Annotated in this window: 13 protein-coding genes; 8 read left to right on the forward strand and 5 right to left on the reverse strand. The window is 62.9% G+C overall.

Annotated features, from left to right (window positions below; translation table 11 throughout):
- The first annotated feature begins 67 nt into the window (after window positions 1-67).
- Together wrbA and EA795_RS04820 are read left to right on the forward strand one after the other, a co-directional pair.
- Window positions 68-694, forward strand: coding sequence for an NAD(P)H:quinone oxidoreductase (gene wrbA / locus EA795_RS04815; protein WP_058075023.1), 627 nt, complete (start codon window positions 68-70; stop codon window positions 692-694).
- A 2-nt stretch (window positions 695-696) separates the two neighbouring features.
- On the forward strand, window positions 697-1,869 hold the full coding sequence (locus tag EA795_RS04820; protein WP_122075869.1) for an MFS transporter: 1,173 nt from the start codon (window positions 697-699) through the stop codon (window positions 1,867-1,869).
- A gap of 32 nt (window positions 1,870-1,901) precedes the next feature.
- Here the strand turns inward: EA795_RS04820 and EA795_RS04825 are convergent, their stop codons facing one another.
- The gene (locus tag EA795_RS04825) at window positions 1,902-2,453 is read right to left on the reverse strand and encodes a TetR/AcrR family transcriptional regulator (RefSeq protein WP_115027739.1); all 552 of its coding nucleotides are present in this window, start codon (window positions 2,451-2,453) and stop codon (window positions 1,902-1,904) included.
- Between the two features lie 163 nt (window positions 2,454-2,616).
- Here EA795_RS04825 and EA795_RS04830 point away from each other — a divergent pair, with 163 nt between their 5' ends.
- Together EA795_RS04830 and EA795_RS04835 are read left to right on the forward strand one after the other, a co-directional pair.
- Window positions 2,617-3,762 (forward strand): efflux RND transporter periplasmic adaptor subunit, encoded by a 1,146-nt coding sequence (locus EA795_RS04830; protein ID WP_122075871.1) that lies wholly within the window; start codon window positions 2,617-2,619, stop codon window positions 3,760-3,762.
- A 25-nt stretch (window positions 3,763-3,787) separates the two neighbouring features.
- Window positions 3,788-6,928 (forward strand): efflux RND transporter permease subunit, encoded by a 3,141-nt coding sequence (locus tag EA795_RS04835; RefSeq protein WP_122075873.1) that lies wholly within the window; start codon window positions 3,788-3,790, stop codon window positions 6,926-6,928.
- 125 nt (window positions 6,929-7,053) lie between these two features.
- Here EA795_RS04835 and EA795_RS04840 read toward each other — a convergent pair whose 3' ends face one another.
- The 4 genes from EA795_RS04840 to EA795_RS04855 form a co-directional block, all read right to left on the reverse strand.
- The gene (locus tag EA795_RS04840) at window positions 7,054-7,836 is read right to left on the reverse strand and encodes a type IV pili methyl-accepting chemotaxis transducer N-terminal domain-containing protein (RefSeq protein ID WP_122075875.1); all 783 of its coding nucleotides are present in this window, start codon (window positions 7,834-7,836) and stop codon (window positions 7,054-7,056) included.
- A gap of 150 nt (window positions 7,837-7,986) precedes the next feature.
- Window positions 7,987-9,240, reverse strand: coding sequence for an alginate export family protein (locus EA795_RS04845; protein WP_122075877.1), 1,254 nt, complete (start codon window positions 9,238-9,240; stop codon window positions 7,987-7,989).
- A gap of 244 nt (window positions 9,241-9,484) precedes the next feature.
- A complete protein-coding gene (gene narL, locus EA795_RS04850) occupies window positions 9,485-10,096 on the reverse strand; it encodes a two-component system response regulator NarL (protein WP_240644995.1) in 612 nt (203 codons plus the stop codon).
- Between the two features lie 44 nt (window positions 10,097-10,140).
- The gene (locus EA795_RS04855) at window positions 10,141-12,003 is read right to left on the reverse strand and encodes a histidine kinase (RefSeq protein WP_240644988.1); all 1,863 of its coding nucleotides are present in this window, start codon (window positions 12,001-12,003) and stop codon (window positions 10,141-10,143) included.
- Between the two features lie 298 nt (window positions 12,004-12,301).
- Here EA795_RS04855 and EA795_RS04860 point away from each other — a divergent pair, with 298 nt between their 5' ends.
- From EA795_RS04860 to EA795_RS04875, 4 genes are all read left to right on the forward strand, one after another.
- Complete coding sequence (locus tag EA795_RS04860) at window positions 12,302-13,903, forward strand: MFS transporter (RefSeq protein WP_014852938.1); 1,602 nt, start codon at window positions 12,302-12,304, stop codon at window positions 13,901-13,903.
- A gap of 29 nt (window positions 13,904-13,932) precedes the next feature.
- Window positions 13,933-14,400, forward strand: a complete 468-nt coding sequence (locus tag EA795_RS04865) for a universal stress protein (protein WP_058074835.1) — start codon at window positions 13,933-13,935, stop codon at window positions 14,398-14,400.
- A gap of 16 nt (window positions 14,401-14,416) precedes the next feature.
- On the forward strand, window positions 14,417-15,904 hold the full coding sequence (locus tag EA795_RS04870) for an MFS transporter (protein WP_122075881.1): 1,488 nt from the start codon (window positions 14,417-14,419) through the stop codon (window positions 15,902-15,904).
- Window positions 15,905-15,988: 84 nt separating this feature from the next.
- Window positions 15,989-19,744, forward strand: coding sequence for a nitrate reductase subunit alpha (locus EA795_RS04875; RefSeq protein ID WP_122075883.1), 3,756 nt, complete (start codon window positions 15,989-15,991; stop codon window positions 19,742-19,744).
- The last annotated feature ends 12 nt before the right edge of the window (window positions 19,745-19,756 follow it).

The raw sequence follows: 19,756 nt of genomic DNA on the forward strand, positions 1-19,756 counted from the left end.
TATCACTCTTTCAGAGCATGTGAAAGGACTAGGCTTGCTTTCGTCAACGACATTCGAGGGCGAGACGATGACGAAAGTGCTGGTGCTCTATTACTCCTCCTATGGCCACATCGAGACCGTTGCGCATGCGGTCGCCGAAGGTGTTTGCCAGGCTGGCGCGTCAGCCGTGGTCAAGCGGGTACCCGAGCTGGTTCCCGAGCAAGTCGCTCGGAGGGCCGGGTACAAGTTCGATCAATCGGCCGACGTGGCAACGGTGGCGGAGCTGCCGGGTTATGACGCCATCGTGATCGGTACTCCGACTCGCTTCGGCAACATGGCAGCACAGATGAAGAACTTTCTCGACCAATGCGGCGGGTTGTGGTTCGAAGACAGGCTGGTCGGCAAAGTCGGTAGCGTGTTCACCTCTACGGGAAGCCAGCACGGGGGGCAGGAAAGCACGCTTTTGACAACCCATACCGTGCTGCTTCATCTGGGCATGGTCGTGGTTGGGCTGCCTTACAGCTTCAAAGGCCAGCTGCGCATGGATGCGGTCACCGGAGGCACGCCATATGGCGCTTCGACGCTCGCCGACGATGGTAGCGGTGGCGATCGCCAGCCAAGCGACAATGAACTGGAGGGCGCGCGTTTCCAGGGACGGCACGTTGCACGAGTCGCCGCGGCCCTTGCGGCTTCTTCCGTCGACAGGTCTGTGTGAGCATGAGGATTGGGGTGGTGGTCTGGCTCATCCTGGCCTGTGGCGTCGTCGCGGCCCTGCATGTAGGCAAGGCCGCCATCGCCACACCGATGTTGCTGGCGGACCTGGGCCTTGGCCTGGGTGAGGCGGGCTGGCTTACCGGCATCTTTGCGGTGCTGGGGCTTCTGGGCGGTGCGCCAGCCGGTGTGGTGGCAGCAGCCATCGGTGGTCGAAGGACATTGCTGCTGGGGCTTGGCGTGATGGCGCTTGCTGGAGCAGCGGGCGCCGCCGCGCCTTCATATCCGATTCTGCTGGCGTCACGGCTCCTGGAGGGGCTGGGTTTCGTGCTGATCATCGTTGCCGGCCCGGCGATACTGGAGCGCCTGACGACCGGCGCGCGGCGGGACATGGCGTTCTCGCTCTGGAGCTGTTTCATGCCGTGCGGAATGGCGATTGCGATGCTGGCCGGTCCTCTGTTCCAGACGTGGCAAGCGTTCTGGTGGTCGAGTGCGGGACTGGCGGCGGTTTCGGCCGTACTCGCGCTCTGCTGCGTACCGCAAGGCGCCTCGCTCGGCGGCCGCGCTTTGGGGCAGATGTCGGGTGATATCCGCTGCCTGCTTTCTTCCAGAGGCACCCCGTTGCTGGCCATCGGCTTTGCGCTGTACAGCCTGATGTTCTTTGCGTTGTTCAGCTTTCTCCCAGTGCTGCTGATGGAGCGCATGGACGTCTCGTACCGCCATGCCGGGCTGTTGAGTGCACTGGCAAGCGCTATCAACGCCAGCGGCAACCTGGCGGCCGGTTATCTGCTTGCTCGCGGAGCCGGGCGCGCTTCACTTGTCGTCATTGCAAGTTGCGTCATGGGGGTATCCGGAATTGGCATATTTTTCGGGCTCGTCCCGGCGTTTCTGACCTTCTTGCTGTGCCTGCTCTTTTCGGCGGTGGGAGGGGTGATTCCGGCGACGCTGCTGGCCTCCGCACCGCTGGTTGCGCGTGATGCCGCGCTCGTGCCGGTTGCTGTTGGCCTGATCATGCAGGGAAGCAGCCTGGGACAGCTGCTTGGCCCGGTTACCGTGGGTGGTGTCACCGCTGCCTTCGGATGGGGCGCCGCCGGCGCCGTGGTAGCACTCTCGGCCGTAGCGGCCTGCGCGACCGCGCTATTGTTGTCTCCGGCCTTTTCAGCGCCTCGCGCCACTTGAGGAGTTGCTCGATCCTGCGAAGTTACCCGATCCTACGCACCTGCGCCGCGCAGGAAGAACCGCTCGAGCGCCGCGGCGGAGCCGGCGCTGGCGGCCCGGCCCCGGCGCTCGGCATCGACCATGCCGTAAACGAGGGACACGAAAAGCTCGGTCAGTACCGGGGCGCCGATATCGATGCGAAACAGACCGGTGTGCTGGCCCCTCAGGAAGAAGCTGTCCAGCGCATCGACATAGGGAATCCACTGCACTCCTTCGGTATCCGGGTCGAGCGAATCGGGCCGGTACTGGAACATCAGGAACACGAGCAGCTCTCGATGTGTCAGATGCCCGCGGATGAGTCGATTCAGCGCCGTCAACGGCTCAGCCTGCTCCAGGTCGCTGTCCTGAATGACCTGTGTCAGCGCTGACAAGCCGTGGGCCATCAACATTTCCACCAGATTGTCTCGCGTGCCGCAGAAGCGGTGCAGGGTGGCCTTGCTGATGCCCGCCGCTTCGGCCAGCTCCTTGAGCGTTGCCCGTGGGCGGTCGACGATGGCCACGGCCAGTGCCTTTAACAGCCGATCATTCTGTGCGGGCTGGGACATGATTTCTCGCTGATGAAAATGCCAGGTCCGGTATTGTGCAGGAATGATCTCGTTTGACAAGTTTCAACTTGCTTTGGGTTTCATATGAGTCATGTGAGACATATTTGACTCATATGGGGCTTGTCGCCATCATGCGCAACTTCAAAATCGCGTCGGGTGTGTCATGCGAAAGCTGGGGAAATTGAGTGTGGTCATGTTACTGGCGGGGCTTGGAGCCGCCGGTTGTGGCAAGGGTGGCGAAGATGAAGCCCCCAGCGCGCCGGCGCGCCAGGTCGAGGTCGTTACGGTCGCGGCAGAACCGCTGGTGCTGGCGACGGAATTGCCGGGGCGGGTCGAACCCGTGCGGGTGGCCGAGGTGCGCGCGCGTGTAGCCGGCATCGTGGTTGGCAAGCGTTTCGAGGAGGGCGCCGAGGTGGCAGCCGGCGAGCTTCTCTTCCAGATCGATCCCGCCCCGCTGAAGGCCGCCGTATCCCGCGCCGAAGCCCAGCTGGCGCGCGCCGAGGCCGCGCTGCTCGATACACAGGCGCGAGTGAAACGGTACGAGCCGCTGGTCAAGTTCGAAGCCGTCAGCCGACAGGAGTACGACAGTGCGCGCGCTGCGCTGCAAAGTGCCGTGGCGGATAGGCGGTCAGCCCAGGCCGATCTGGAAACGGCGCGTCTGAACCTTGGTTACGCCTCGGTCACGGCGCCCATTTCCGGGCGAATTGGCCGGGCGCTGGTCACCGAAGGGGCGCTCGTGGGGCAGGGCGAAGCGACCCTGATGGCGCGTATCCAGCAACTGGATCCGATCTATGCCGACTTCACCCAGCCGGTGGCCGAGGCGCTGCGTCTGCGCGATGCGCTCGTGCAGGGGCGCCTTTCAGCGAGCGGAAACGATGCCCTGACGCTGAAAGTCGAGGGCACCGACCACGAGCGCAAGGGCAAGCTGCTGTTCAGCGACGTTTCGGTCGAGCGCAGCACGGGCCAGTTGTCGATGCGCGGCGAGTTCGCCAACGCCGACGGCATGCTGCTGCCGGGTATGTACGTGCGCATACGTACTCCCCAGGGGCTGGATGACGAGGCCATTCTGGTGCCGCAGCGGGCGGTCCAGCGCGACAACGTCGGCACCGCCCAGGTATGGGTCGTCGATGCGCAGAACCGCGCCCAGCTGCGCCAGGTCGAGACAGGCGTCATGCAGGGAGCCCGCTGGCAGATTCGCAGCGGACTGAACGTCGGTGATCGGGTCGTGGTTGGCGGGTTAAACGGCCTGGCGGCGGATGCCCCGGTCGCTCCGCAGCCATTCCAGGAGCAACAGGACGCGGCCCGATAGGGTCCGTCCACGTCGAGGAATCACCATGTCCCTGTTCTTCATCAGGCGCCCCAATTTCGCGTGGGTCGTGGCGCTGTTCATTTCCATCGCCGGCTTGCTGGTCATTCCGCTGCTTCCGGTGGCGCAATACCCCAGCGTCGCGCCGCCGCAGATTTCGGTCACGGCTACCTATCCCGGCGCGTCGGCGAAGGTGCTGGTCGACTCGGTCACCAGCGTGATCGAGGAGGAGCTCAACGGCGCCAAGGGGCTGCTGTATTTCGAGTCCACCAGCAACTCCAACGGCATCGCCGAGATCACCGTCACCTTCGAGCCAGGCACCCATCCCGACCTGGCGCAGGTCGATGTGCAGAACCGGCTCAAGAACGCCGAAGCTCGTTTGCCACAGGCGGTGCGTGACCAGGGCATTCAGGTCGAGCAGGCCAGTGCCGGGTTTCTGCTGATCTACGCGCTGCGTTACAAGAATGGCGGGGGAGCGTCGGACACCACGGCACTGGCCGACTACGCCGCGCGCAACATCAACAACGAGCTGCGTCGTGTGAAAGGCGTGGGCAAGCTCCAGTTCTTCGCCTCGGAAGCGGCAATGCGGATCTGGATCGACCCGCAGAAGCTCGTCGGCTATGGCTTGTCCATCGATGATGTGAGCGCCGCGATACGGGCGCAGAACATCCAAGTTCCGGCGGGCAGTTTCGGCAGCTCGCCGGCCCTCGGTCAGCAGGAGCTGACGGCCACCCTGGCGGTGAAAGGCACGCTGGATGACGCGGAGGAGTTTGGCCGTGTGGTGCTGCGCGCCAATCTGGACGGTTCCAGCGTGACGCTGGCCGACGTGGCTCGCATCGAGGTGGGCAGCCAGGACTACAACTTCGCCTCACGGCTGGACGGGGAGCCTGCCGTCGCCGGGGCCATCCAGCTGTCGCCGGGTGCCAACGCAATCCAGACAGCCGAGGCGGTCAAGCAGCGCCTGGAAGAGCTGTCGGTGAATTTCCCGGAAAACATCGAATTCTCGGTGCCCTACGACACCTCACGATTCGTGGAGGTCGCGATCGAGAAGGTCATCATGACCCTGGCCGAGGCCATGGTGCTGGTGTTCCTCGTCATGTTTCTGTTCCTGCAGAACGTGCGCTACACGCTGATCCCCGCGATCGTGGTGCCGGTGTGCCTGCTGGGCACGCTCATGATGATGTACCTGCTGGGCTTCTCGGTGAACATGATGACCATGTTCGGCATGGTCCTGGCGATTGGCATCCTGGTGGACGATGCCATCGTGGTCGTGGAAAACGTCGAGCGCATCATGGCCGAGGAGGGGCTTTCCCCCGGTGCCGCCACCGTCAAGGCCATGGGGCAGGTATCCGGTGCCATCGTCGGTATCACCCTGGTGCTCTCGGCGGTGTTTCTGCCCCTGGCGTTCATGGCCGGCTCGGTGGGGGTGATCTACCAGCAGTTCTCGCTGTCGCTGGCGGTCTCGATCCTGTTCTCTGGCTTCCTGGCGCTGACCTTCACCCCGGCACTGTGCGCCACCCTGCTCAAGCCCGTTGCGCAAGGGCACCATGAGAAGCGCGGTTTCTTCGGTGCATTCAATCGTCTGTTCGCGCGTCTGACCGGGCGCTACACGGCGCTCAACAGTCGTCTGGTGCGCCGGGCGGGGCGCGTCATGTTCATCTATCTGGGTGTCGTGCTGCTGCTGGGGTTCGCTTATCTGCGCCTGCCCGAGTCCTTCGTGCCGGTGGAAGACCAGGGGTACCTGATCGTCGACATCCAGCTGCCGCCGGGCGCAACCCGTGCTCGCACCGATGCGACCGGCCAGCAGCTCGAGCAGTTCCTGGCCAGCCGCGAGGCCGTGAGTTCGGCTTTTCTGGTGATGGGCTTCAGCTTCTCCGGCATGGGCGAGAACGCGGCGCTGGCGTTCCCGACCCTCAAGGATTGGTCCGAGCGTGGCGAGGGCCAGTCGGCCGACGATGAAACCGCAGCGGTTAATGCACGCTTCGCTTCGCTGAACGACGGGGCAATCATGGCCGTCACGCCGCCGCCCGTCGAAGGGCTGGGCAACTCGGGTGGTTTTGCGCTGCGTCTGCAGGATCGTGGCGGGTTGGGCCGCGACGCCTTACTCGCGGCCCGCGATACGCTGCTGGCCCAGGCCAGCAGCAATCCGAAGATTCTCTACGCGATGATGGAGGGGTTGGCCGAAGCGCCACAGTTGCGTCTGGCGATCGACCGAGAAAAGGCCCAGGCCCATGGGGTGGGTTTCGAAGCCATCAGCAGCGCGCTGTCCGCCGCGTTCGGCTCGTCGGTGATAAACGACTTCGCGAACGCGGGTCGCCAGCAGCGCGTGGTCGTGCAGGCCGAGCAGGGCGAGCGCATGACTCCCGAGAGCGTTCTGAAACTCTACGTTCCCAACAGCAGTGGCGAGCAAGTGCCGCTGGGCGCCTTCGTCACGACCCGTTGGGAGCAAGGACCGGTCCAGTTGGCGCGCTACAACGGCTACCCGAGCATTCGCATCACGGGCGATGCGGTGCCTGGTATCAGTACCGGTGAAGCGATGGCCGAGCTCGAGCGGATCGCTTCCGAACTGCCGGCGGGCATCGGTTACGAATGGACCGGGCTGTCCTATCAGGAAAAGGTCGCCAGCGGCCAGGCGGCACAGCTGTTTGCGCTGGCCATCCTCGTAGTGTTCCTGTTGCTGGTGGCGCTATACGAGAGCTGGGCGATTCCCCTGGCCGTCATGCTGATCGTGCCAGTGGGCGCCCTGGGGGCGGTGCTTGCCGTGACGGCGGTCGGCATGCCGAATGACGTGTACTTCAAGGTCGGCCTGATCACCATCATCGGTCTGTCCGCGAAGAACGCGATCCTCATCGTCGAGTTCGCCAAGGATCTGCATGCACAGGGACGTTCGTTGCGCGACGCGGCGATCGAGGCCGCACGCCTGCGGTTCCGGCCGATCATCATGACTTCCATGGCCTTCATTCTCGGCGTCGTGCCGCTCACGCTGGCAACCGGCGCCGGTGCGGCGAGCCAGCGCGCCATCGGCACGGGTGTCATTGGCGGCATGTTGAGCGCGACGCTGCTGGGCGTGGTGTTCGTTCCGATCTTCTTCGTCTGGGTGCTCACGCTGTTGCGCCGCAAAACCGTGGCCGATGCCGGCCAGCTTCGCGCGGAAGGCCGTCAGGAGTGAGCCGCGTGGGCGTGAAGCGAGGCGAAGAAGCGGGCGATTGCTCGCCGCGGCGCCAGTCATCTTCGCGCCCAGCCATGGATGAGGCGAGCATCCTGCATTCGTAACGGCTCGGTATCAGATGCCTATCATCTGGCGCTGGCCAGCTCCTCGTAGCGTCCGGTCAGCTCGTTGACCTTCCCAAGCAGTGTCTCGGTGGTGGTGACGATGACGGTCGGCACGTAGCGCGAATCGTCCGCCAGGCTGAAGCCGGCCTGGGCAAAGCGCCATTGCGTGGCGATCTGATCGAGACGTTGGTTGATCTCTGTGGTGTTCTGTGGCGCCCCACGCAGGTCCTTGATGCCCTGGTCGAATTCCTGGACGGCGGCATCGAACTCGGTGCGCAGCTGTTCCACCGGGAGGTGCCAGCTCATGGCCAGGTACAGTTTGGCGATGCGCTGGCTGAGCATGCGCTGGCGGCCGCTGCGGTTGACCAGTTGGGCCACCTGGTTTCCGGTATGCTGCTCGATCAGCTTCACCAGCTTTTCGTTCTGCTCCAGAGCCTGTTCGCTGAGCTGCAGAACCTGCAGAGCACGCTCCTTGTTGGGGCTGGTCAGCACGGCTTCGCGGTAACGCTGCCAGGTTTCGCTGGCCTCGCTCAGCGCGGCGCGTATCGGCGCGGTCGGTGCATATTCTTGCAGCAGCTGGCTGTTGGTTTCGAGGTCGGCGATGCTCTGGTCGAGCTGGATGACAGCGACCTCCGCCCGCGTTTCGGTACCCAGCATCAGGTAACTCTTGGCGATACGCTGGCTCAGCATGCGTTGCATGCCGGCGCGGTTCACCGCTTCCGCATCGCTTATCGCCGCCTGGCCCGGCTGGCTACAGGTGAGCAGACCGAGCGCCAGTGACAGGCTCAGCAAATATCGAATCATCAAAACATCCTTCTGCAGGTGTCGCCAGCAGGCTGGCGGCGCGATCCATGGTCGATTCGGCGGCCTGCGACTAGGGACTGTTGCCATTTGCCGCAGCAACGCGGTTCGCGCCGAAATGGCAACAGTCCCTAGGGCAGGCCGCCCATTTCATCAGTAGCTGTATTGCAGCTGTGCCCAGAACTTATCGGTGTTGACGCCGTTGTCGTCCGCGTCGTACGCGGCGTATTTGACGGTGGCGACCAGGCCTTTCAGCAGCGGAACGGGGCGGCTGTAACCGACGTCGATCTCCGTGCCGTACTGTTCGCTGCCGCGTTCGGCGCGGAAGTCGTGATACCAGGCCTGCAACGTGCCGCCCAGCAGAGGCATGCTGCCGCCCAGATAGGCGTCCTTGATGCCTTTTTCAGGCGTGAGCAGGAAGTTGTCGGCCCAGCCCTGGAAGGCGTGCTTGGTGGCGAGCGGGGTCTGGAAGGCGCGGTTGCCGGGGCCGGAATCACCTCCCAGGATCTCCATTCCGCCTTTGAGTGCCACGCCCTTGAGTGTGTAACCCAACTCGGCCAGGTAGTACTCGCTGCTCAGCTCCAGTGGGTTGCCGGCGTAGTCGCGCTGCTGTGCGTATTCCAGGGCATAGCTGACACCCGAGAGGTTGCCGTTGAGGCGCAAGCCGTGGGTCTTGCTGGAGAGGGTGCCGAAATCCGCCGCGGCGCTGCTGGCGATGTTGTCGAGCCCCAGCAGATAGCTGTAGGCGGTGACCGTCAGCTCGGGCATCAGCACGTACTGGGCGTTGATCAGGTGGCTGTGGCCTTCGATGTTGGCCGGGTTGCTGCGGTTGTCGTAGCGGTTGTCGTCCGGGCCGAAGATGGTGTTGATGTTGTCGATGTAGGCGTAGGTCAGGGTCAGCCCATCGAATGGTTTCAGCTGTCCGAGCATGCCGTCGTAGGTCTGCTCGTTCTGCCGCCAGCCGACGCCGCCGACGAAACGCTGATTGTCGAGGTTGATGCGTTGGCGACCGACCACCGCGCTGCCCAGGGTGTGGTCATAGCGCAGCAGCGCCTGGTTGACCTCGCTGCCGTCGGGGTCGACCACGGTGGAATGATCGCTCTGCCCGTTGCGGGTGCTGTTGTAGGCGGCATCGCCGAGGCGGCTGACGTTGTCGACTTCGATCAGCCCGGAGAAGCCGTACCAGCTGCCGCTCTGCAGGCCGAAGCGGGTACGCAATGTCTGTGCGTTGGCGTTGCTCAGGCTGTTGTCCTGGTCGACGTGCTCGTAGCGATAGCGCAGGTCGAAGATGGGCTTGGCGTCAGTGAACAGCGAGCTGAACTGCTCGTCAGCCGTGGCCGCCGAGCTGCAGGCGAGACCGGCAGCCAGCAGGGCGAGGGACAGGCGGGATGGACTGGGGTGGCTCATGGCAGTGCTCCTTGGTTGTGTTGGAGCGAAAGATAGGCTGCTTATGATCTTTGCCATTGATTGCCGTCAAGGTGCGACAATTGGGCCGAAAAGCGCTCAATTGACGCGATTTGAACTTGATCACGAATATTTTTGACGGGCAGGCAAGCGCGCTGCGTTCTTGCCGCAGCGCTTGCTGGATGGCTGCTGAAGCTCCCTGCAGAGATCGGGCTGACAGCCCGTTCAGCGTGGCAGGGCAGGTCCTTCAGTTTCGTATTCGTTCGTGTTCGAGAACCCATACGGCGGCTTCGACGCGTGAGCGCAATCCCAGCTTGTGCAGCAGGTTTTTCACATGGACCTTGACGGTTCCTTCGCTGATGTCCAGCTTGCGCGCGATCATCTTGTTGGTCTGGCCCTTGGCGATCAGCCGCAACACATCTCGCTCGCGCTTGGTCAGGCTGGCCATCGGCACCCCGTGGCCTGGTTTGGGGCGTTCGCGGATCGCTTCGGCGAGCACCCGGGTCAGTTCGGGGCTCAACGCCAGCTTGCCCAGTGCGGCGAGGCGAATCTGGCTGATCAGTTCTTCGGGCTCCATGTCCTTGAGCAGATACCCGTCGGCGCCTTCGCGCAGGGCCGCCAGCACGTTGGCGTGATCGTCCGAGACGCTGAAGATGACGATGCGCGCTTCAACGCCGGCCGCACGTAGCTGTCGAATGGTTTCCAGGCCGTCCATGCCCGGCATGTTCATGTCGAGCAGAATCAGGTCCAGCTCCAGTTCGCAGGCCAGCCGCAGGGCTTCGGCACCGGTACCGGCTTCCGCCGCTGGCAGCAGGTCGTCTTCCATGGCCAGCAGGGCGCGCATGCCGCCGCGCATCATGGGATGGTCGTCGACCAGCAGAATGCGGGTCTTGTCTTCGTCGTTCACGTGGTTTCAATCTCCTGCTGCAAGGGGATGCGGCGGTAGGCCGGCAGAAACTGCAGATGCACCTGCGTGCCGCCTTCACGGCGCCGGCCGATCTTCAGACGGCCATGCAGGCTGCCGGCGCGCTCGGCGAGAATGCTCAGGCCGTAATGGCCGTTGGGGCTTTTGTTCACGTCGATGCCGATTCCATCATCGTCGACGCAGATATGCACCAGGCCGTGCTTGTCCTGATGCAGCCACAGATCACAGCGCGCCGCCTGGGCATGCTTGATGACGTTGCTCAACGCCTCGCGGATGATCTGCAGGCAGTGAATTTCCTCGTTGGGGGACAGCGGGCAATGCTCCAGTGCATAGCGCAGGCAGATATCCACGCCCGAATGGCTGCTGAACTCGAGCACCGTGGTACGCACCGCGGCGGCTAGCCCCGGCATGTCCAGCTTGATGCGGAAGGTGGTGAGCAGTTCGCGCAACTGCCGGTAGGCAGCGTTCAGCCCGTCCTGGATCTCCGCCAGGGTGGCATCCAGTTCGGCCTTCGGGTGGCCGCTGGCGATCTGTTTCTTGTAGCGACTCAGTTGCAGCTTCTGATACGACAGCGCCTGGGCGAGGGAGTCATGCAGCTCCCGGGCGATGACAGCGCGCTCTTCCATCAGTGCCAGGCGCGCCTGTTGCTGGCCCAGCTGACTCAGCCCGAGGGAGGCGGCGAAGAGCTCCGCCACCGCGCTGAGCAACTGTTCTTGCCAGGGCTCCAGCGCCACCCCTTGCGGCTGTTCGACGCGCAGCGTGCCCAATTCGCTGTTGCCCGAGCGCAGGGCGAAATTGATCAGTTCGGTGCCGCCTGCGAGCTTGCCGTCGCCTGCGTGAACCGGGCACTGCTCGCAATCGGGAAGTCGGCAGTAGTGGGGTGGCTGACGCTCCGCACTGACTGCCGTATGGGCGCTGAAACAGGTCTTCTGCGAGGCGTGGTTGAGGCACAACGACACCGGCCCCGAACCCAGCGAGCGCTGGACCGGCAGCAGCAGGCTGGCCAGCTCCGGAATGGGGTCGGCTGAGCTGCGATAGAGGCTGCGGGCGCTGTTGAACAGCAGCTCCAGCGAATTGTTGCTGCGCTGCAGCTGAGCGGTCTTCTCATCGACCTTGCGTTCCAAGTGATCGTAGAGGTCGGCCAGTTCATCGCTCATCTTGTTGAAAGCCCTGGCCAACAGACCCAGCTCGTTGCGCGCCTCGTAATAGGCCTTGCTGCGGAAATCGCCACGGCCTATCTGCTGGGCCAGGCGCGTCAGTTCGCGGAGCGGGGTGATCAGGTTGCTGTATACGCCCAGCAGCACGAAGAAGGCCATCAGCACGGTGAACAGCAGCGTGCCGATCTGCAGGCCTCGAATCACCGCCAGCTTGCCCTCGGATTTGACCTGCAGGGCGTGGACGAACTGGTCCAGTTCATTGACGAAAACCGGCACCTCGGCGCGAAAGGCGCGTATCTGACGCGGTTGGTTCTGTAGCAGCGGCAGCATCGAATCGCGCCAGCGTTCGACGGCCTTGCCATACAGGCGATGCAGGGTGCTGGCCGGGTCGTTGCCTATCGCCCGGGCCAGGGAGTAATCCAGCAGTGTCTGTTCGAACTTCGCGATGTGTTCCTGCAGCAGCTGCTCCTCGTTCTCCAGCGCGAGCAGGGCCAGCCGGTAGGATTGCATGCGCAGACTGCCGGCCTTGTTCAAGGCTTCGGCATCTCCCTGTATGGAGTCGGCCATATACATGCCGCCGAGCATGCTGCAAAGGGTGACCCCTATAACGAGAATGAACGCCAGCGTGGTGTGCTGAACGATCGAGTTCCGCAAGGGCGAGTGAGTTATATCCGAATGGCTCACGACTCGTCCTCATTTATCTGGTGTCGCCACGTTACTCGCTGGTCATTGTTTTTACTATGGGCGGCGGGATACTCCCAACGCGTTAAATTGACGCTACCCATTTATTCAGCGGTGTCGAATTCGATCCTGAACTCCCGTAAACAGTCGCTTTGCCTGGAATTAATTGGGTATATCGAAGTGGGTAGTTCGTTGTTATCTGGCTCTTGCATATAAATCAATGATGACCATGGTCAAGTTTAACCGGCCATAGCTGGCCGTAGCCTCCTGCCCGGATTGCATTTAACGGAGCGAGGCAGTTATGACCAATATCCGAAAGTGGGACGTGGAAGTTGCCGAGTTCTGGCAATCCACCGGTAGAAGAATCGCGACCCGCAATCTCTGGATATCCATACCCAGCTTGTTGTTGGGTTTTGCGGTCTGGTTGATGTGGGGAATCATCACGGTGCAGATGCTCAATCTGGGCTTTCCCTTCGAGCCGGCGCAACTGTTCACCCTTACCGCCATATCCGGCCTGGCGGGCGCGACGCTGCGCATCCCCGCGTCGTTCATGATCCGTATCGCCGGCGGGCGCAATACCATCGTCCTCACCACCGCGTTGCTGATGGTCCCGGCGGTGGGCGCCGGCATCGCTCTGCAGGACACCCGTACGCCGCTCTGGGTCTTCCAGTTGCTGGCGTTGCTTTCGGGGATCGGCGGCGGCAACTTCGCCTGCTCCATGAGCAACATCAGCGGCTTCTTTCCCAAGAGCCAGCAGGGGCTGGCGCTGGGCTTGAATGCCGGGCTCGGCAATTTCGGCGTGACCACCATGCAGATCGTCATCCCGCTGGTGATGACGGCAGGCATATTCGGCGCGATCGGCGGTGAGCCCATGGCCCTGGTCAAGGACAGCGGCACGCTGATAGGGCGGATTCCTGCGGGTTCCGATACCTGGATCCAGAACGCCGGCTGGGTATGGATGCTGTTGCTGGTGCCGCTGGCCATCATCGGCTGGTTCGGCATGAACAACCTGCTGCCGATCACGCCCAACCCGGGCCATACCCTGGCGGCTTTCGGCAAGATTCTCGGTCTCTATGGCGTTGGCTTCCTGACCGCCGCGGCGGGTCTCTACCTGTACCTGCCCAAGCCCTTCGGTTTGGGCGTGCTGAACATGTGGCTGGCCATGCCGCTGATCATGATTGCGACGCTGGGTCTGCTGCGCATGCTGCCGGGCAGCATCAAGCCGAACATCAAGCGCCAGTTCGAGATCTTCCGCGACAAGCACACCTGGTCGATGAGCGTGCTGTACATCCTGACCTTCGGCTCCTTCATCGGCTTTTCCATGGCACTGCCGCTGTCGATCACGGTGATCTTCGGTTACGTCAGCGAAGTCGCCGCCGATGGCAGCGTGAGCCGCGTGGTCAACCCCAACGCGCCGAGTGCGCTGACCTACGCCTGGATCGGTCCTTTCATCGGTGCGCTGACTCGCCCCTTCGGCGGCTGGATCGCCGACAAGCTCGGCGGCTCGATCGTCACCCAGGTGATCTCGGTGGTCATGATCGCGTCCTCGGTGGCGTTGGGCTACGTGATGCAACAGGCCTACGGCTCGACCCAACCGGAAACCTTCTTCTTCGCCTTCATCATCCTGTTCCTGGTGCTGTTTGCCGCCTCGGGAATCGGCAACGGTTCCACCTTCCGCACCATCGGCGTGATCTACGACCGCGACAAGGCCGGCCCGGTGCTGGGCTGGACCTCGGCCGTGGCCGCCTATGGCTCCTTCGTCGCGCCAATGGTGATCGGCAATCAGATCAAGGCCGGCGCACCGGAACTGGCGATGTACGGTTTCGCCGTCTTCTGCGTGCTGTGCCTGGTCCTCAACTGGTGGTTCTACCTGCGCCCCAACGCTTATGTGAAGAACCCCTGATCGACAAGCCAGCCATTGGAGCGAAGTCCATGAACATCATGTTTGCCTATGACGATTCGCGTAATGCGCGGCTCGCACTGAAACGCACCCTGGATATGTTCGGAAAGTTGCAGCCAATGATCATTCTGATTGCTGTGGTTGAACAAAATCTGGACACCAGTAGTTCAAGTGAGAGCAATTATCTGCAAGCCAGGGAAAAGTTTACCGCGGCCGTTCGTGAAACCGCTGAGAGCGTCAGCGAACAAGGTTTCGATGTCGAGGTGATTGTCGGTGAAGGTGATGCGCGCAAGGTGATCCTGAAGGCCGTACAGAACTTGACTCCCGACCTTCTGGTGATTGCCCGGCGTAGTCACGAACCGGACGGAAATGTAATCGGCCAGTCGATAGATGCGCTGGTCGAGGAATTCAACTTCATGACTTTCGGTAGCGTCAGTTCATTCCTGGCCAGGCGTGCAACTTGTCCTGTGCTTATTCAGGCCTGTCCAGCCGTTCTTTGAGTGGGGGAGAGTCGTAATGAAAGTTTCTGATCTGTTCAAATACCGGCAGCCGGAAATAAGAGCGCTGCATCTGACCTGGATCGCCTTCTATATCTGTTTCTTCGTCTGGTTCAACATGGCGCCGCTGGCCACCAGCATGCTCAAGAGCGCGAACTGGCTGACCGCCGACGACTTGCGACTGTTTGCCATCGCCAACGTGGCGCTGACCATTCCCGCGCGGATTCTGGTGGGCATGGCGCTGGACAAATGGGGCCCACGGCGGGTGTTTTCCGTGTTGATGGTGACCATGGCGGTGCCGGCGATCACTTTCGCCATGGGCGACTCGCGGGTGCAACTGCTTATCTCGCGGCTGGTGCTGAGCTCGATCGGCGCCAGTTTCGTGGTCGGCATTCACATGACCGCCATGTGGTTCAAACCCAAGGATATTGGCTTCGCCGAAGGCTTCTATGCCGGCTGGGGCAACTTCGGTTCGGCTGCGGCGGCGATGAGCCTGCCCGCGATCGCGTTGCACGCGTTCGGAGGGGACGACGGCTGGCGCTACGCGATTACTACGACGGCGCTGATCATGGCGGCCTACGGGGTGTTCTACTGGTTCGCGATCACCGATGGCCCGGCGGGCACAGTGCAGCACAAGCCGCGCAGGGTGGCGGCCATGGAGGTCAGCAGCTGGGGCGACATGTTCAAGCTGATCATCTGGACCATTCCCATGGTCGGTGTCCTCTCGGTGCTGGTCTGGCGCATCGAGAAGATGGGTTACATAGGAGCCAGCTGGGCCTGGGCCTGTCACGGCGTGATCGTGCTGGTGGTGCTCTACCAGATCGTGCAGATCCTGCGGGTCAACGTGCCGATTCTGCGCAAGGGCGTACCGGAGGACGACAAATACCCGTTCAACTCGGTGGTGGCGCTGAACTCTACCTACTTCGCCAACTTCGGCGCGGAATTGGCCGTGGTGTCGATGTTGCCCATGTTCTTCGAGTTGACCTGGGGGCTTTCGGCCACGACGGCGGGGATCATTGCAGCCTCCTTCGCCTTCGTGAATCTGCTCGCGCGGCCCATCGGCGGCCTGGTCTCCGATCGTTTCGGCAATCGCCGTTTCGTGATGTTGGCCTACATGCTCGGCATCGCCCTGGGTTTTCTGCTGATGGGGCTGATGGGCTCTAGCTGGCCACTGTTCATTGCCGTGGTCATCACTATTTTCTGCTCGGTTTTCGTGCAGGGAGCGGAGGGTGCCACCTTCGGCATCATCCCCTCGATCAAGCGCCGTATCACCGGCCAGATATCCGGCATGGCCGGTGCCTACGGCAACGTCGGCGCGGTGTTCTATCTGACCCTCTACACCTTCGTTACGCCTTCGCAGTTCTTCCTGATCATCGCCACCGGCGCATTGCTCAGTTTCGTCATCTGCTTCTTCTGGCTGAAGGAGCCTGAAGGCGCCTTCGCCGAAGAGTACTTCGTGTCATCCGTCGACCTGGCAATCGCCGAACAGGCTGCCGTCGGCAAGTAGCCATTCATTGCCGGTGCATGCGTGCCGGCAATGCCTGATTTGTAACGCGGACGCCAGTCGCTGGCGTCCGTAAAGGAGAAAAAGATGAGCCATCTACTCGACCAGTTGCGCTTCTTCAATCGCAAGCAAGGCGAGTTCGCCGACGGTCATGGCGAAACCCGTATCGAATCCCGCGACTGGGAGAACGTCTACCGTTCGCGCTGGCAGTACGACAAGATCGTGCGCTCCACCCACGGAGTGAACTGCACCGGTTCGTGCTCCTGGAAGATCTACGTGAAGAACGGCCTGATCACCTGGGAAACCCAGCAGACCGACTACCCGCGCACTCGTAACGATCTGCCCAACCACGAGCCGCGCGGCTGCCCGCGTGGGGCCAGCTACAGCTGGTACATCTACAGCGCCAACCGCCTCAAATACCCCAAGGTGCGCAAACCGCTGCTCAAACTCTGGCGCGAAGCGCGGGCCAGCATGGCCCCGGTGGACGCCTGGGCCAGCATCGTCGAAGACAAGGTCAAGGCCGAGTCCTACAAGAGCAAGCGCGGCATGGGCGGCTTCATCCGTTCCAGCTGGGAGGAGGTCAACGAGATCATCGCTGCGGCCAACGTCTACACCGTCAAGCAGTACGGCCCGGACCGCGTCATCGGCTTCTCGCCGATCCCGGCCATGTCGATGGTTTCCTACGCCGCCGGTAGCCGTTACCTGTCGCTGATCGGTGGCGTGTGTCTGAGCTTCTACGACTGGTACTGCGATTTGCCACCGGCCTCGCCACAGGTGTGGGGCGAGCAGACCGACGTGCCGGAGTCGGCCGACTGGTACAACTCCAACTACATCATCGCCTGGGGCTCCAACGTCCCGCAGACCCGTACCCCAGACGCGCACTTCTTTACCGAAGTCCGTTACAAGGGCACCAAGACCGTCGCCATCACCCCGGACTACGCCGAAGTCGCCAAGCTCACCGACCTCTGGCTCAACCCCAAGCAGGGCACCGACGCCGCGCTGGCCCAGGCCTTCGCCCACGTCATCTTCAAGGAATTCCACCTCGAGACGCCGAGCGCGTACTTCCACGACTACGCCAAGCGCTACACCGACCTGCCGGTGCTGGTGCGCCTGAACGAGAAGGACGGCAGCTACATTGCCGACCGTTTCCTGCGCGCCTCCGACCTGGCCGACAACCTCGGCCAGGACAACAACCCGGAGTGGAAGACCATCGCCGTCGACGGCAGCACCGGCGAGCTGGTTTCGCCGCTCGGCTCCATCGGCTACCGCTGGGGCGAGAAGGGCAAGTGGAACATCGAAGCCCGCGAAGGCAAGGACGGCCGCGACGTCGACCTCGCCCTGACCCAGATCGAGGGCGGGGAGACGGCGGAGGTCGCCTTCCCGTATTTCGGCGGCATCCTCCACGAGCACTTCCAGCACGCCGAAGGTGAGAGCATCCAGTTGCGCCGCGTCCCGGTGCGCAGCATCACCCTGGCCGACGGCAGCACCACCAAGGTCGCCACCGTGTTCGACCTGATGGCCGCCAACCTGGGCATCGACCGTGGTCTGGGGGGCGGCAACGTCGCCAAGAGCTACGACGACGCCAGCGTGCCGGGCACCCCGGCCTGGCAGGAAGTCATCACCGGCGTGGCGCGCGAAAAGGCGATCCAGATCGCCCGCGAATTCGCCGACAACGCCGACAAGACCCATGGCCGTTCCATGATCATCGTCGGTGCGGCGATGAACCACTGGTACCACATGGACATGAACTACCGCGGCCTGATCAACATGCTGATGTTGTGCGGTTGCGTGGGCCAGACCGGAGGCGGCTGGGCTCACTACGTGGGTCAGGAAAAACTGCGTCCGCAGTGCGGCTGGCTGCCGCTGGCCTTCGGCCTCGACTGGAGCCGTCCGCCGCGGCAGATGAACGGCACCAGCTTCTTCTACAACCACAGCTCGCAGTGGCGCCACGAGAAGATGAGCATGCACGAAGTGCTCTCGCCGCTGGCCGACAAATCGCAGTTCCCCGAGCACATGCTCGATTACAACATCCGTGCCGAACGCGCCGGCTGGCTGCCCAGCGCGCCGCAGCTCAACCGCAACCCGCTGCAGATCTGCCGTGATGCCGAAGCGGCCGGCATGTCGCCGGTGGACTACGTCACCCAGTCGCTCAAGGACGGCTCGCTGCGCTTCTCCTGCGAGCAGCCGGACAGCCCGGAAAACTTCCCGCGCAACATGTTCATCTGGCGCTCCAACCTGCTGGGCAGCTCGGGCAAGGGCCACGAGTACATGCTCAAGTACCTGCTGGGCACCAAGAACGGCGTGATGAACGAGGACCTCGGCAAGCGCGACGGCTTCAAGCCGCTCGAGGCCGAATGGCAGGAAGACGGCGCCATCGGCAAGCTCGACCTGGTCACCACGCTCGACTTCCGCATGTCCTCGACCTGCGTGTATTCCGACATCGTTCTGCCGACCGCGACTTGGTACGAGAAGGACGACATGAACACCTCGGACATGCACCCCTTCATTCACCCGCTGTCGGCAGCGATCGATCCGGCCTGGGAAGCGCGTTCCGACTGGGAGATCTACAAGGGCATCGCCAAGTCTTTCTCGAAGATGGCCGAAGGTCATCTGGGCGTGGAGAAGGATCTGGTCACCGTGCCGCTGCTGCACGACAGCCCCGGCGAACTGGCCCAGCCGTTCGGCGGCACCGACTGGAAAACCGCTGGCGTCGATCCGCAGCCGGGCAAGAACTGCCCGAACATGACCGTGGTCGAGCGCGACTATCCGGCCACCTACAAGAAGTTCAGCTCCCTCGGCCCGCTGCTCGACAAGCTCGGCAACGGCGGCAAGGGCATCAACTGGAACACCCAGGATGAAGTCGATTTCCTCGGCGAGCTGAACTACATCGTGCGCGAGGAGGGCGTCAGCCTGGGTCGGCCGAAGATCGAGTCGGCCATCGATGCCGCCGAGGTCATCCTCAGCCTGGCACCGGAAACCAACGGTCACGTTGCCGTGAAGGCCTGGGCCGCGCTGTCGCAGTTCACCGGCCGCGACCACAGCCACCTGGCGCTGCCCAAGGAGCACGAGGCGATCCGCTTCCGCGACATCCAGGCGCAGCCGCGCAAGATCATCTCCAGCCCGACCTGGTCAGGCCTGGAAGACGAGCATGTGTCGTACAACGCCGGCTACACCAACGTCCACGAGTACATCCCGTGGCGCACCATCACCGGTCGCCAGCAGTTCTTCCAGGATCACCCCTGGATGCAGGCCTTCGGCGAGCAGCTGATGAGCTACCGGCCGCCGATCAACACCCGCACCACCGACTACGTGAAGGGCAAGAAGAGCAACGGCAACCCTGAGATCGTCCTCAACTGGATCACCCCGCATCAGAAGTGGGGCATCCACAGCACCTACTCGGACAACCTGATCATGCTCACCCTGAGCCGTGGCGGACCGATCGTGTGGATGAGCGAGATCGACGCGAAGAAGGCCGGCATCGAGGACAACGACTGGATCGAGTGCTTCAACGCCAACGGCGCGCTGACCGCCCGCGCGGTGGTCAGCCAGCGCGTGATGGAGGGCATGGTGATGATGTACCACGCCCAGGAACGCATCGTGAACGTGCCCGGCGCCGAGAGCACCAAGACCCGCGGCGGCCACCACAACTCGGTGACCCGCGTGGTGCTGAAACCCACCCACATGATCGGCGGCTACGCCCAGCAGGCGTACGGCTTCAACTACTACGGCACCGTGGGCTGCAATCGTGACGAGTTCGTCGTGGTGCGCAAGATGGCCAAGGTCGACTGGCTCGACGGGCCGAACGGCCACGACCTGCCGCAACCCCTGCCGCAAGATATCTGAGGATTTGATGCC

Source organism: Stutzerimonas nitrititolerans (genome assembly GCF_003696285.1).
In the GTDB taxonomy this organism is placed as follows: domain Bacteria; phylum Pseudomonadota; class Gammaproteobacteria; order Pseudomonadales; family Pseudomonadaceae; genus Stutzerimonas; species Stutzerimonas nitrititolerans.